The sequence below is a fragment of the Kerstersia similis genome (assembly GCF_965139615.1).
Classification (GTDB): Bacteria; Pseudomonadota; Gammaproteobacteria; order Burkholderiales; family Burkholderiaceae_B; genus Kerstersia; species Kerstersia similis.
On the sequence record NZ_CBCSIQ010000013.1, the window covers coordinates 73,039 to 85,495 of the forward strand.

Consider the following 12,457-nt stretch of genomic DNA (forward strand, 5'->3'; position numbering starts at 1 on the left):
TCCAGCAGTGCCGCCAGAAACGGCGGCGGGAATCAGGGCCGCAGCGTATCGTCGGCCCATTACGGAGAAAAGAAATGCGTCTTGTCACTTACCGCACCGAACCGGCAGCCGCCGGACGCCTGGGCGCCATCGTGGGCGATCTGGTCGTGGATATGGAGCTGTTCGGCGATGTCGCCGGCCAGCCTCTGCCCGATAACATGCTGGACTTCATTGATCTGGGCCCGTCGGCCGTGAAGCTGACCAGCCGTTTGCTGGCTGAAATGGAAGGCGAGTTCCCGGTCGGCGTGGCGCTGCCCCTGGCCAACGTCAAGTTGCTGGCCCCGATTCCGCGTCCGCGCAAGAACATTTTCGGCATCGGCCTGAACTACGTCGAGCACGTGGCCGAGTCCAGCCGCACGCTGGATACCTCCAAGGAACTGCCCAAGGAACCGGTGATTTTCTCCAAGCCGCCCACGAGCATCATCGGGCCGGGGGATGCCATCGAGCACAACAAGAAGATCACCCAGCAACTGGACTGGGAAGTGGAACTGGCTGCCATCATCGGTACCCGCGCCACCCGTGTGAAGAAGGAAGATGCGCTGAACTATGTGTTCGGCTACAGCGTGATGATTGATGTCAGCGCCCGTGATTGCCGCCGTGCCGGTCAATGGATTTACTCCAAGGGCCAGGATACCTACGCTCCCTTCGGGCCGGTCATCGTCACTGCCGATGAAATTCCTGATCCCCATGTGCTGGATCTGAGCCTGACCCTCAATGGTGTGACCAAGCAATCGTCCAATACGCGCCACATGCTGTTCAAGGTCGATACTCTGATCGCCGACATCAGCGCTGCCATCACGCTGGAACCGGGCGACATCATTGCCACCGGCACGCCTGAAGGCGTGGGCGCAGGCCGTTCGCCGCAGGAATGGATGTGGCCGGGCGATGTGGTGCATGCCGTGGTCGAAGGCATAGGCGAACTGCGTCATCCCGTGGTTGACGCCACGCCGCTGGACTAATCAAGAACGAGGCCTGTCATGTTGAATCTTCCCCGTTTCAAGGCAGCTGCCGTGCAGGCGGCGCCGGTTTTCCTCGATACCGATGCGACGGTCGATAAGGTTTGCGCGCTGATTCGCGAAGCCGCCGACAATGGCGCCAAGCTGGTTGCCTTCCCGGAAGTCTTCGTGGCAGGCTACCCCTATTGGAGCTGGATCATGAATCCGGTGGAGGGCAGCCCCTGGTTCGAAAAACTGGTGCGCTCTTCCATCGAAATTCCTGGCCCGGAGATTGCCAAGATCGCGCAGGCAGCGGCGCGGCACGACATCAATGTGGTGATCGGCGTCAACGAGCGTTCGCGCCATGGCATTGGCACGATCTACAACACGGTTGTCACCATCAGCCATGAAGGCCGCATCCTGGGGCGCCATCGCAAGCTGGTGCCGACCTGGGCCGAAAAGCTGACCTGGGCGCCCGGCGACGGTTCCGCCTTGCGCGTGCACCAGACCAATATCGGCCCGCTGGGGGCGCTGGCCTGCGGCGAGAATACCAATACGCTGGCGCGTTTCGCGCTGCTGGCGCAAGGTGAGCTGGTGCACGTGGCCAGCTATATCGCCTTGCCGGTGGCGCCCGCGGATTACGACATGGCAGAAGCCATCAAGGTCCGTGCTGCCGCGCATTGCTTCGAAGGCAAGCTGTTCACCATTGTTTCCTGCTCGACGGTGTCAGAGGAAATCATTGCCGCCATGGAGGCCACGCATCCTCAGGCGCGCGAATTGCTGAGCCGCCGCAACAGCGCCTTTTCCGGTTTCCTGGGCCCGGACGGACGCGTGATCGGCCAGCCGCTGATCGACGAAGAAGGCATTGTGTACGCCGAGCTGGATCTGTCGCGTTGCATTCAGCCGCGCCAGATGCACGACATTACCGGCCACTACAACCGCTTCGATGTGTTCGACCTGCGCGTCAACCGGCGCCCGCTGGAAGCCGCCCAGTTCAACGACGGCGGCGCGCCGCTCCCTGAATTTGACCTCGAGCCGGTTCGTCCCGGCGACGCGGAGTAAAGCAATATGAGCAACAAGATGAATTACCGTATCGGCCAGATCGTACCCTCGTCGAATACGACGATGGAAACCGAGATTCCGGCCATCCTGCGTGCCCGCGAGCTGGTGGCGCCGGAGCGCTTCACTTTCCATTCCAGCCGCATGCGCATGAAGCATGTGACCAAGGAAGAATTGAGCAAGATGGATGGTGACAGCGACCGCTGCGCCTTGGAGTTGTCGGATGCGCGTGTGGATGTCCTGGGCTATGCCTGCCTGGTTGCCATCATGAGCATGGGCCGAGGCTATCACCGTGTGTCGGAAGAGCGCCTGCACCTGCGGACGGTGGAAAATGGCGGCCCCGCCCCGGTGGTGACCAGCGCTGGCGCGCTGGTCGATGGGCTGCATGCCATCGGCGCCAAGAAAGTGTCGCTGCTGGCTCCTTACATGAAGCCCTTGACGGCGCTGGTGATCGACTATATCGAAAGCGAAGGCATCGAAGTCGTGGACAGCATTTCGCTGGAAATCCCCGACAACCTGGAAGTGGGGCGGCAAGACCCGCGCGCACCGATCGAAATCACCAAAAAGCTCAATACCAATGGCGTGGATGCCGTGGTCGCGTCGGCCTGCGTGCAGATGCCCTCGCTGGCTTCCATCCAGGCCATCGAAGATCGCGTCGGCCTGCCGGTGGTGTCCTCTTCGGTTGCGACGACCTACATGATGCTCAAGCGTCTGGGCCTGGATACCTCGGTGCCGGGCTTCGGTTCGCTGTTGTCGGGCAAGTATTGAGCCAGTGCGCTCGGTAGGCCTGTTTCCAGGCGTGGGCCTGGGCTCAGGCTGGCCGCGCGACCCGTCCGGCACTGGGCCGGACATCCGTAAAGAACCGGTGGCCTGGATGCGGCCTGCCGGGCAAGAGGAGGAGCAACAAATGGCTGGAGAACAAGTTCTGAGTTCCATGGTGCAGGCGCTGGCAAGCGGCGGCGTGCGCGTAGTGGATCTGACCCAAGTGCTGTCGCCGCGTTTTCCCTCGCTGCAATTGCCCCCGCAATTCGGCCAGACGGCAGGCTTCAGCATCGAGCGCATCAGCCGCTATGATGAAAACGGCCCGGGCTGGTACTGGAACAACTTTACCTGTGGCGAGCACACCGGTACGCACTTTGACGCACCGGCGCACTGGATTACCGGCAAGGATCATCCCGGTAATACCGTGGACACCATTCCGGTGGAAAATTTCTTGCGTCCCGCAGTGGTGGTTGATGCCAGCGCGCAAGTGGCGCAGGATCCCGACTGGCTTTTGACGCCTGAGTTTCTGCTGGATTGGGAAAGCCGCCATGGGCGTATTCCTGAAGGCGCCTGGGTGCTGTTCCGCACGGATTGGTCCTTGCGGGCGGATGACGCGGAAGCTTTCCTGGGCATGCGTGAAGACGGCGCGCATACGCCTGGGCCTTCACAGGCAGCCGTGGAGTGGATGATTCACGAACGCAAGGTGCATGGCTTCGGGGTGGAAACCATCAATACCGATGCCGGCCAATCCTATGCCTGGCCCGTGCCGTATCCCTGCCATACCCTGATGCATGGCGCCAACCGTTATGGCTTGCAGTGCATGAAGAACCTGGACAAGCTGCCGCCGCAAGGCGCAGTGATTCTGTCTGCCCCGCTCAAGATCGAGGGCGGTTCCGGCAGTCCCTTGCGTGTGCTGGCCCTGGTGCCTGGCGCGTAAGCCGGTTGCGCGTGCACCGGCTGGCAGGCCGGTGTGCCATGTGGGGAGCGTTGCCGGGTTTCGGGCGCGCGTATTGATGACAGTGCCTGGCGTCAGCCAGGCGCTGTTTTTTTTCGTATGAAGCCGGGTATTGCATTTCGTGTGGGCGCAGCGCCTAGAATGCAGACGTCATCCGGCAATATCGCCGAGGCGTCGAGAGGAACGGTATGGCAGTGCCGCAAAACAAACAGGAGTTGCTGGACGCAATTCGCACAACCTACCAGAAATTGGCGGCTGAACTGGCGACGGTGCCGCTTGAACGCGCCCATGAAGCGACCCTGGAAGGGCATGTCAAAAACACGAAGATGAGCGTGTCCGATCTGGTGGCCTATTTGATCGGCTGGAATCTGCTGGTATTGAAATGGTGCGATGGCAAGGCCAGGGGGGTAGCGGTCTGTTTTCCTGAAACCGGCTACAAGTGGAATGAGCTGGGTCGGTTGGCGCAGAAATTTTATGCCGATCATGCCGGTATTCCCTATCCCGATCTGTTGCGCCAGTTCGCCGGTGTGCATGGCCAGATCGTGGCATGGGTCGAGCAGGAAAGCGAGGCGGCGCTATATGGCATGCCTTGGTATGGCAAGTACACCCAGGGGCGGATGATCCAGTTCAATACCTCGTCGCCCTATGCCAATGCACGCGGCCGCTTGCGCGCATGGAAAAAGGCAAATGGCATCGCCTGACTGACGACGTTTTCCTGCGCGTTGCCATGGCTTGAGTCGCTTATCTTGCAGATGCAAGGCGTGGCTTGGCGGTAATGCGGTGCGTGCGAGTCCACTGTGCAGAACGGCTTGGGTTTCAGGTGCGGCTGTCCCCAGGCGGTGACGGGTCGGCCTGGCGTATGAGTGGCTTGGGTTCCTGTGGGTCAATTTGACCAATTGCTCCACTTTTCACGTTTTTCTTCAATCATTCCAGGGAAGTTTTTTCCATCAGTACATACGCTTAATGGTTTCCTACCATTTTCAGTGGAATATGTTTAGAAATAAACTATTCATCACTGATATAAGTCCTTGGCCTTGGTGCCTGGGGGCGCTGGACGTAGGAGAGACGATGATGGAAACCCTGGATCTGGTCGTGAGCGACACCAGGCAATTGACCCCGCTGGTGCGGCAGATCACCTTGCGTGCAGCGGATGGGCAGCGCTTGCCGGCTGCGCAGGCAGGGTCTCATATCAAGATTTCCGTGCCTGGCCTGGATGAGCCGCGCAGCTATTCGCTGGTGCTGGCGGCAAACGAATCCTGTACGAACGAGGGGCTGCAGGCGTATCGCCTGGGGGTACGTCTGGAGCCCGAGGGCGGTGGCGGCTCGCGTTACATGCATGGTTTGCAGGTGGGCGACGGCATCAAGGCCAGTTTGCCACGCAACGATTTTCCGCTGCAGGAGCATGCCGGTCCTGCCGTCCTGATCGCGGGTGGCATCGGTATTACCCCCATTCTCAGCATGGCCGGTGCCTTGCAAGGGGCGGGTCGTCCGTTCCGGGTGGATTACTGCGCCAGCAGCCGTGAACACCTGGCCTTCCTGCCCGAATTGCAGGCCGTGGCCGGAGAGACGCTGGCAGTCCATGCGGCTGATGAGCCGGGAGGGCGGCTGGCGCTGGCGGCGCTGATGGCCAGCCTGCCGCGCGAGAGCCATCTCTATGTTTGCGGCCCACGGCGCATGCTCGATGAGGTGCTGGAACATGGCAAGACCCTGGGCTGGCCCGCGTGCCAGCTGCACTTCGAGTTGTTTGAGGCGGCGGCGCCGCAGGCGGGCGATCAAGCCTTTGAAATCGAGCTCAAGCAGTCCGGCCTGGTGCTGCAAGTTCCCGCGGATCGCACGATTGCCGATGTGCTGGAAGAGGCGGGTTGCGATCCCATGTACGACTGCAAGCGCGGGGAATGCGGGGTCTGTTCGGTGGATGTGCTGGAAGGGATACCGGACCACCGCGATTACTTCTTGTCCGATTCGGAAAAAGCAGCGGGCAAGGTCATTCAAATCTGTATTTCACGCGCCAAAAGTCCGCGTCTGGTGCTCGATCTGTAGCGGGCGGACTTTGTGCGGGCCGGCCTGGCGGCGCGCCGGCCGCGCCAGGATCAGGACAACAATAGGGAGACCAGCATGACGACGGAAACGCAAGGCATGGCGGTGCCAGCGCCTGAAGCGCTGCATGGCGGCTGCGGCGGCCAGTGGGGCCGTACAGACGCAACTGGCGGCAAGTACCGCAACAATCCGGCGGCCATACGCGCCCTGGTGCGCGATACGGAAGTCCATAAGGATCTGTATATCGACCCGGAGCTGTTCGAGCTGGAGATGCGCCATCTCTTTGCCAATACCTGGGTTTATGTGGGGCACGCCAGCCAGATACCGAATAAAGGCGATTTCTATACGACGACCGTCGGCACCGAGCCGGTCATCATGGTTCGGCACAGCGACGATAGCATCAAGGTGCTTTACAACCGCTGCCCGCACAAAGGCGTGAAAATCGCGGCGGAATCCTGTGGCAATACCGGTAAGTTCTTTCGTTGCCCCTATCACGCCTGGACGTTCCGGACGGATGGCCGCCTGCTCGCCATTCCGCTGAAGAAAGGCTATGAGAACACCGGCTTCGAAAACAGCGAAGCTACGCAAGGCATGGCAGCCGTGGGTGCAGTCGAGGTATATCGCGACTTTGTGTTCTGTCGCCTGAATCCGGAAGGCGAGGATTTCCACAGCTTCTTTGGCGAATCGCTCTCCACGCTGGACAACATGGTGGATCGTTCCCCGGCAGGCCGCCTGGAAGTGGCGGGCGGTGTCGTGCGTTATATGCACAATTGCAACTGGAAGATGCTGGTGGACAACCAGACGGATACCTGTCACCCGATGGTGGCGCACGAATCCTCGGCAGGGACGGCAGTCAAGGTCTGGAACGAAGCGCCGGCGGGCACGCCCAAGCCGATGGCGGTCGAACTGTTCGCGCCCTTTATGTCGCCTTATGAGTTCTTCGAAGGGATGGGGATCCGGGTGTGGCAGAACGGGCATGGCCATACAGGGGTGGCGGACTCGATTCACGCGGCCTATTCGGAGATCCCGGAATATTGGGATGGCATGGTGGCCGCCTATGGCGAAGAACGGGCCAAGGCCATTCTGGGCGATGTCCGGCACAACACGGTGTATTTCCCGCACATCATGGTGAAAGGGCCGATCCAGACCCTGCGCATTTTCAAACCGGTGGCCGTGGACAAGACCCTGGTGGAGTCATGGACCTTCCGCCTGGTGGGCGCGCCGGACAAATTGCTCGAACGCACGCTGATGTACAACCGCCTGATCAATGCGCCGACCTCCGTCGTCGGGCATGACGACCTGGAAATGTATGAACGCGCCCAGGAAGGGCTGCAATCGCGCGGGCGCGACTGGATGAACGTCGGGCGCCTGTTTGAAGCCGGGGAAGAGGGCCGTACCAATGTCGTGACCAACGGCACCAATGAAATGCAGATGCGGGCGCAGTTCCGGGCATGGTTGCGCTACATGCTGGCAGATATGCAAGGAGAGCAGGCATGAGCGTGACCAAGGAAGACCTGGTGGATTTCGTCTATGCCGAAGCGAATCTGCTGGATGAGCAGCAGTTTGAGCAATGGCTGGCGCTGTTTACCGAAGATGGCCGTTACTGGATGCCGCTCAGCCACGGGCAGACCGACCCCTTGCTGGAAAACTCGCTGATGTACGAAGACGGCCTGCTGCTGCGCATTCGGGTCGAGCGCCTGGCCGGGCAGCGGACTTTTTCGCAGCAGCCCAAGAGCCGCAGCCACCATCTGCTGCAACGCCCGGTCGTCGAACAGTTGGGCGAGCAGGGCGAGCATGTGGTGCGTACCGCCTTTCACTACACCGAAACCCGGCAGGACCAGCAAACCATGTATGTGGGCTGGACACGGCACCACCTGGTCGAAACGCCGGCAGGCCTGCGCATCCGTTTGAAACGCGTCGATTTGCTCAATTGCGATGCGCCTTTCAGCAATATCCAGCTCTTCATGTAACGAGGCAGAGATGACCAAGAGCCACAGTTCCCTCCCGGAGCGTTCCGCCGCCGATCCGCTGGCGCACCCGGCCCAGGCCCCATCCGTATATGAGGCGTTTGCGCGCACGGCGGCACGCTGGCGGCAGCGGCCTTTTCTCTGTGTCCTGCCGGAAACCGCCGAGATCTACGGCGTGGCAGCCGGTGAATGGAGCTATGCGCAGGTGCTGGCCGAGGTCGATGCGCTGGCGCAGGCCTATGCTCGTGCGGGCTACGGCCATGGCCACCGGGTCGGCCTGCTGCTGGAAAACCGCCGGGTGTTTTTCTCGCATTGGTTTGCCTTGAACCGGCTGGGTGTCTCGGTGGTGCCCATCAGTGCGGAAATGCGGGCATCCGAATTGGAATACCTGATTGGCCACTCCGAATTGATCCTGGCGGTTTCATTGCCGGAGCGCCACGCTGACCTGCTGGCCGCGGCAGAGCGGGCGGGCCGGCCCCTGGTGGTGATGACGGCCGAGGCCGAGCCGCCTGCTGCCTTGTTGCCGGCGCCGGCAGCCGGCACGCCGGATCTGCGTACGGAATGCGCCTTGCTTTATACCTCGGGCACGACGGGCCGCCCCAAGGGCTGCATGTTGTCGAATCGCTATTTCTTGCGTGCCGGGCAGTGGTATGCCGAGCTTGATGGGCTGGTCTCGTTGCAGCCGGGCGCCGAACGCATGCTGACGCCTTTGCCGCTCAACCATATGAACGCGATGGCCACTTCGACCATGGCCATGGTCATGACAGGGGGCTGCCTGATTGCGCTGGATCGTTTCCACCCGCGCAGCTGGTGGCAAAGCGTACGGGATTCCGCCGCTACCGTGGTGCATTATCTGGGCGTCATGCCGGCCATTCTGATGAAAGCGCCAGCAGACAGCAGCGATACCCGGCACGCAGTGCGCTTCGGTTTTGGCGCCGGGGTGGATGGCAAATTGCATGCGCCTTTTGAAAGCCGCTTCGGTTTTCCCTTGCTGGAGGCCTGGGCCATGACGGAAACCGGCGCGGGAGCGGTGGTGATCGCCAATCATGAGCCCCGGCATGTCGGTACCCATTGCTTCGGCAAGGAAAGCGCCGCCATGGAAGTGCGTCTGGTGGCCGATGATGGCAGCGCAGCGGCCACCGGCATGCCCGGAGAATTGTGGGTGCGCAGCAGCGGCCCGGATCCGCGGGACGGCTTTTTCAGCGCCTACTGGAAAGATCCGCAGGCAACGGAAGAAGCCTGGCAGGGCGGCTGGTTTCATACCGGTGACATCGTCAGCCGGGGCGAAGACGGCCAACTGCATTTTGTTGATCGCAAGAAAAACGTCATCCGCCGCAGCGGCGAGAATATTTCTGCCGTGGATGTGGAGACCGTCCTGCTGCAGCATCCGGCGGTGAAATCGGTGGCTGTGGCGGCCGTGCCTGACGAAGTGCGTGGCGATGAGGTGCTCGCGCTGGTCGTGCCGCATGCCATGGCGGGTGATGCGGCCGCCAGGCAAGCGGCAGCGACGGAACTGGTGCAATGGGCACTGGGGCAGATGGCCTATTACAAGGTGCCGGGCTATGTGGCCTGGGTCGAGGCGTTGCCGCTCACGGCGACCAACAAAATCCAGCGGGGAGAGATTCGGGAACTGGCGCGCCGGCTGATGGCGCAGCCGGGTGTCGTCACCGATACCCGCACCATGAAAAAACGCCAGGAGGCCGCATGATGGCGGCCGCAGAGGCCGGTGCCGCTGCGGGCAGGGGGGCGCGCGGCTATGAAGGGGTTGCCGTGGTTGTTCCGGTGACCGTTCCTTACCAGCGTTTTTCCGGGCAGACGGCGCATTGGTGGCTGGGGCAGGCGTTGCGCCAGCTGCTGCAGGGCGCCGGGCTGGAGAAGAATGCTGTCGATGGCCTGTGCGTCTCCAGTTTTACGCTGGGTAGCGATACGGCGGTAGGGCTGGTGCAGCATTTCGGGCTGTCGCCGCGTTTTCTGGAACATATTCCCATGGGCGGCGCCAGTGGCGTCGTGGCACTGCGGCGTGCCGCACGCGCCGTGCAGGCCGGAGATGCCGAAATCGTGGCCTGCCTGGCGGGCGACACGAATCAGGCCGGCTCCTTCCAGGAAACCATCAGCCAGTTCTCGCGTTTCAGCCAAGATGCTGTCCTGCCTTATGGCGCGGGCGGCCCGAATGCTAGTTTCGCCTTGCTGACGGATTACTACATGCGACGGTATGGCGCCACGCGAGAGGATTTCGGCAAGCTGTGCGTCGCCCAGCGGGATAACGCCTTGCGCAATCCGCACGCCCTGATGAAAAAGCCCTTGAGCCTGCAACAGTACCTGGAGGCTCGCCCGATTGCCGATCCTATCCATTTGTTCGACTGCGTGATGCCCTGTGCTGGCGCGGAAGGCTATCTGGTGATGAGCGCAGACAGGGCCAGGCACCTGGGCCTGCCCGCCGTTCGGGTGCTGGCGACGCAGGAACGCCATAACGCCTATCCGGAAGATGACATTCAGTACCGGGGCGGCTGGGCCATGGATCGCGACGCTTTCTATGCCCAGGCGGGTCTGGGGCCGGATGCCGTGGACTTTTTCGAAGCCTATGACGATTACCCGGTGATCAACTTCCTGCAACTGGAAGACCTGGGCTTCTGCGGCAAGGGCGAAGCGGCGGCATTCGTGCGGCGCAACGATTTCACCATTCATGGTTCCTTGCCTTTCAACACCTCCGGCGGCCAGCTGTCAGCGGGGCAGGCGGGAGCGGCGGGGGGCTATCTCGGCCTGGTGCAAGCCTTGCGGCAATTGACCGGGCAGGCAGGCGCCATGCAGGTCGAGGGCGCGCGCGTCGGTCTGGTATCGGGCTTTGGCATGATCAATTACGACCGCGGCCTGTGCACCTCAGCCGCCATGCTGCAAAAGGAGGAATCATGAGCCGCGATGAAAGCCCGACGCCTTTGGCGGAGCGCTGGCCGCAAGCGCCTTTGGATCTGCCGGCAGACCAGTTGACACCGCAGCTGCGCAGCGCAGCCGGGCGGATATTGGCGGGCCATGCCGGCCTGGGGCGCCTGCATTTGCAGGTGTGCGGAGGTTGTGGCCAGGTGCAGTATCCGCCGCGTGACGTCTGCGTGGCCTGCCTGGACGGCACCCTGGATTGGCAGGACGTCGCCACCGGCGCCAGGCTGGTGTCGTGTACTACCTTGCATCACAGCCATTTCCCTTATTTCCAGGCACGGTTGCCGTGGCGTATCGCCATGGTCAGGCTGGATTGCGGGCCGGCGGCTGTGGTGCATGTGGACGAAGTATGCAAGGGGGAGCCAGGCGAACGCCTGACTGTCACCTTGCGGCGTGATGGCGGTGGCATGGCAGTGCTATTCGGACAACCCGAATCCATGATGGCAAACAAGGACGAATCATGAGTGAGCCAAATATTGCAGTAGTGACGGGCGGGAGTGCAGGCATAGGCGCGGAAATCTGCCGCCAGATGCTGGATGCAGGCTATGAGGTAGTGTCCTTGGCCCGCAGGGCGCCGGAGTGGCGTCATGCCAGGTTGAGCAGCGTACTGGTCGATCTGCTGGATGCCGAAGCCACCCGGCAGGCGGCACAAGAAGTGGCCGCCCGCCATGCGGTGACGCATTTCGTGCACAACGCGGGTGTGATCTGGCCCAAGTTGCTGGGTGAGGTCACGCAGGCGGAATTGCAGGGCTTGACGCAGCTGCACCTGGGGGCCGCCATCGACATCATGCAGGCTGTCCTGCCCGGCATGCGCGCCCGGAATTTTGGCCGGGCGGTGCTGATGTCCTCGCGCGGCGCGCTGGGTTTGCAGACTCGTACGGCGTACTCCGCGACCAAGGCCGGCATGATAGGCATGGCCAGAACCTGGGCGCTGGAACTGGCGGGGCAGGGGATTACCGTGAATGTGGTGGCGCCAGGCCCGGTACAGACCGACATGTTTCACGATGTGGTCGAAGCGGGCAGTGAGCGTGAGCGCAAGATTGCCGCGTCGATCCCGGTGCAGCGCCTGGGACGGCCGGACGATGTGGCGCGCGCCGTCATGTATTTCGGGGATCGGGCCAACGGCTTCGTGACCGGACAGGTGCTGTACGTCTGTGGTGGCGCCAGCGTCGGGACGCTGGTGATTTGAGCCGGAACGGGCCGGACTGAACGCTGCCGGCTCAGGAGACAAAGGAGTTTCCATGCTAGACAATGACTTGCCCGTGGTGGCTGTCGCCTGTTCCAGAGGGCCGGCCAGGGTGCTGGAAGCCATTCTGGATTGGGTGGCGGGCACGCTGCTTTTCATCATGATGATGGTGACCACGGTGGATGTGGTGGGCCGTTATTTCTTTCATTCCCCCCTCCATGGGGCCTACGAGAGCAACGAGCTGTTGCTGGGTGTGCTGGTATTCACCGCCTTGCCGCGTGTGACCTGGCACGGCACCCACCTGACGGTCTCCATGGTCGATGGCCTCTTTTCCGCGCGTGGCCGCCGGATCAAGCAGGGCGTGCTGGATTGGGTGTCCGGCGGCATTCTTGCCGTGCTGGCCTGGCAGCTGCATCTGCATGCCAACGGCATGGCGGAATTCGGCGACCGCAGCAATGCGCTGAACATGCCCCTGGCACCGCTGGCCTGGCTGATTGCGGCCTTGACGGCGCTGGCGGCGGTTGCTGCCCTGCTGCGTCCTTTCTTCTTCCGCCTGGCGGCGTCCGAACCTCACAAGGGAGCCTGA

General features: G+C 62.1%; 13 protein-coding genes. All 13 read left to right on the plus strand.

Annotation, left to right across the window (positions count from 1 at the left end):
- Positions 1–74: 74 nt before the first annotated feature.
- The 13 genes from ACNA1V_RS09790 (at position 75) to ACNA1V_RS09850 (ending at position 12,457) form a co-directional block, all read left to right on the plus strand.
- The gene (locus ACNA1V_RS09790; RefSeq protein WP_415833430.1) at positions 75–998 is read left to right on the plus strand and encodes a fumarylacetoacetate hydrolase family protein; all 924 of its coding nucleotides are present in this window, start codon (positions 75–77) and stop codon (positions 996–998) included.
- An 18-nt stretch (positions 999–1,016) separates the two neighbouring features.
- Positions 1,017–2,036, plus strand: a complete 1,020-nt coding sequence (locus ACNA1V_RS09795; RefSeq protein ID WP_415833431.1) for a carbon-nitrogen hydrolase family protein — start codon at positions 1,017–1,019, stop codon at positions 2,034–2,036.
- A 6-nt stretch (positions 2,037–2,042) separates the two neighbouring features.
- Entirely contained in the window at positions 2,043–2,801 is a 759-nt protein-coding gene (locus ACNA1V_RS09800; protein ID WP_415833432.1) for a maleate cis-trans isomerase family protein, read from the plus strand.
- Between the two features lie 139 nt (positions 2,802–2,940).
- Positions 2,941–3,732, plus strand: a complete 792-nt coding sequence (locus ACNA1V_RS09805) for a cyclase family protein (protein ID WP_415833433.1) — start codon at positions 2,941–2,943, stop codon at positions 3,730–3,732.
- 206 nt (positions 3,733–3,938) lie between these two features.
- Positions 3,939–4,451 carry a ClbS/DfsB family four-helix bundle protein gene (locus ACNA1V_RS09810; RefSeq protein ID WP_415833434.1) on the plus strand — a complete coding sequence of 171 codons (513 nt, stop codon included), beginning with the start codon at positions 3,939–3,941 and terminating at the stop codon, positions 4,449–4,451.
- Between the two features lie 370 nt (positions 4,452–4,821).
- Positions 4,822–5,790 (plus strand): PDR/VanB family oxidoreductase, encoded by a 969-nt coding sequence (locus ACNA1V_RS09815; protein ID WP_415833464.1) that lies wholly within the window; start codon positions 4,822–4,824, stop codon positions 5,788–5,790.
- Positions 5,791–5,865: 75 nt separating this feature from the next.
- Positions 5,866–7,284 carry an aromatic ring-hydroxylating dioxygenase subunit alpha gene (locus ACNA1V_RS09820; RefSeq protein WP_415833435.1) on the plus strand — a complete coding sequence of 473 codons (1,419 nt, stop codon included), beginning with the start codon at positions 5,866–5,868 and terminating at the stop codon, positions 7,282–7,284.
- A complete protein-coding gene (locus ACNA1V_RS09825) occupies positions 7,281–7,757 on the plus strand; it encodes an aromatic-ring-hydroxylating dioxygenase subunit beta (RefSeq protein ID WP_415833436.1) in 477 nt (158 codons plus the stop codon). Before ACNA1V_RS09820 ends, ACNA1V_RS09825 begins: the two co-directional genes overlap by 4 nt.
- A gap of 10 nt (positions 7,758–7,767) precedes the next feature.
- A complete protein-coding gene (locus ACNA1V_RS09830; protein ID WP_415833437.1) occupies positions 7,768–9,462 on the plus strand; it encodes an AMP-binding protein in 1,695 nt (564 codons plus the stop codon).
- A complete protein-coding gene (locus ACNA1V_RS09835) occupies positions 9,459–10,664 on the plus strand; it encodes a thiolase family protein (protein WP_415833438.1) in 1,206 nt (401 codons plus the stop codon). The genes ACNA1V_RS09830 and ACNA1V_RS09835 overlap by 4 nt, the downstream gene beginning before the upstream one ends.
- The gene (locus ACNA1V_RS09840) at positions 10,661–11,149 is read left to right on the plus strand and encodes a Zn-ribbon domain-containing OB-fold protein (RefSeq protein ID WP_415833439.1); all 489 of its coding nucleotides are present in this window, start codon (positions 10,661–10,663) and stop codon (positions 11,147–11,149) included. Before ACNA1V_RS09835 ends, ACNA1V_RS09840 begins: the two co-directional genes overlap by 4 nt.
- Positions 11,146–11,874 (plus strand): SDR family oxidoreductase, encoded by a 729-nt coding sequence (locus tag ACNA1V_RS09845; RefSeq protein ID WP_415833440.1) that lies wholly within the window; start codon positions 11,146–11,148, stop codon positions 11,872–11,874. The genes ACNA1V_RS09840 and ACNA1V_RS09845 overlap by 4 nt, the downstream gene beginning before the upstream one ends.
- Positions 11,875–11,926: 52 nt before the next feature.
- Positions 11,927–12,457: a TRAP transporter small permease gene (locus ACNA1V_RS09850; protein WP_415833441.1), complete on the plus strand. Its 531-nt coding sequence runs from the start codon at positions 11,927–11,929 to the stop codon at positions 12,455–12,457.

What these genes read in the sequence shown, in the direction of transcription:
- ACNA1V_RS09790 (WP_415833430.1), top strand. Translation starts at nt 75, where the DNA reads ATGCGTCTTGTCACTTACCGCACCGAACCGGCAGCCGCCGGACGCCTG.
- ACNA1V_RS09795 (WP_415833431.1), top strand. Translation starts at nt 1,017, where the DNA reads ATGTTGAATCTTCCCCGTTTCAAGGCAGCTGCCGTGCAGGCGGCGCCG.
- ACNA1V_RS09800 (WP_415833432.1), top strand. Translation starts at nt 2,043, where the DNA reads ATGAGCAACAAGATGAATTACCGTATCGGCCAGATCGTACCCTCGTCG.
- ACNA1V_RS09805 (WP_415833433.1), top strand. Translation starts at nt 2,941, where the DNA reads ATGGCTGGAGAACAAGTTCTGAGTTCCATGGTGCAGGCGCTGGCAAGC.
- ACNA1V_RS09810 (WP_415833434.1), top strand. Translation starts at nt 3,939, where the DNA reads ATGGCAGTGCCGCAAAACAAACAGGAGTTGCTGGACGCAATTCGCACA.
- ACNA1V_RS09815 (WP_415833464.1), top strand. Translation starts at nt 4,822, where the DNA reads ATGGAAACCCTGGATCTGGTCGTGAGCGACACCAGGCAATTGACCCCG.
- ACNA1V_RS09820 (WP_415833435.1), top strand. Translation starts at nt 5,866, where the DNA reads ATGACGACGGAAACGCAAGGCATGGCGGTGCCAGCGCCTGAAGCGCTG.
- ACNA1V_RS09825 (WP_415833436.1), top strand. Translation starts at nt 7,281, where the DNA reads ATGAGCGTGACCAAGGAAGACCTGGTGGATTTCGTCTATGCCGAAGCG.
- ACNA1V_RS09830 (WP_415833437.1), top strand. Translation starts at nt 7,768, where the DNA reads ATGACCAAGAGCCACAGTTCCCTCCCGGAGCGTTCCGCCGCCGATCCG.
- ACNA1V_RS09835 (WP_415833438.1), top strand. Translation starts at nt 9,459, where the DNA reads ATGATGGCGGCCGCAGAGGCCGGTGCCGCTGCGGGCAGGGGGGCGCGC.
- ACNA1V_RS09840 (WP_415833439.1), top strand. Translation starts at nt 10,661, where the DNA reads ATGAGCCGCGATGAAAGCCCGACGCCTTTGGCGGAGCGCTGGCCGCAA.
- ACNA1V_RS09845 (WP_415833440.1), top strand. Translation starts at nt 11,146, where the DNA reads ATGAGTGAGCCAAATATTGCAGTAGTGACGGGCGGGAGTGCAGGCATA.
- ACNA1V_RS09850 (WP_415833441.1), top strand. Translation starts at nt 11,927, where the DNA reads ATGCTAGACAATGACTTGCCCGTGGTGGCTGTCGCCTGTTCCAGAGGG.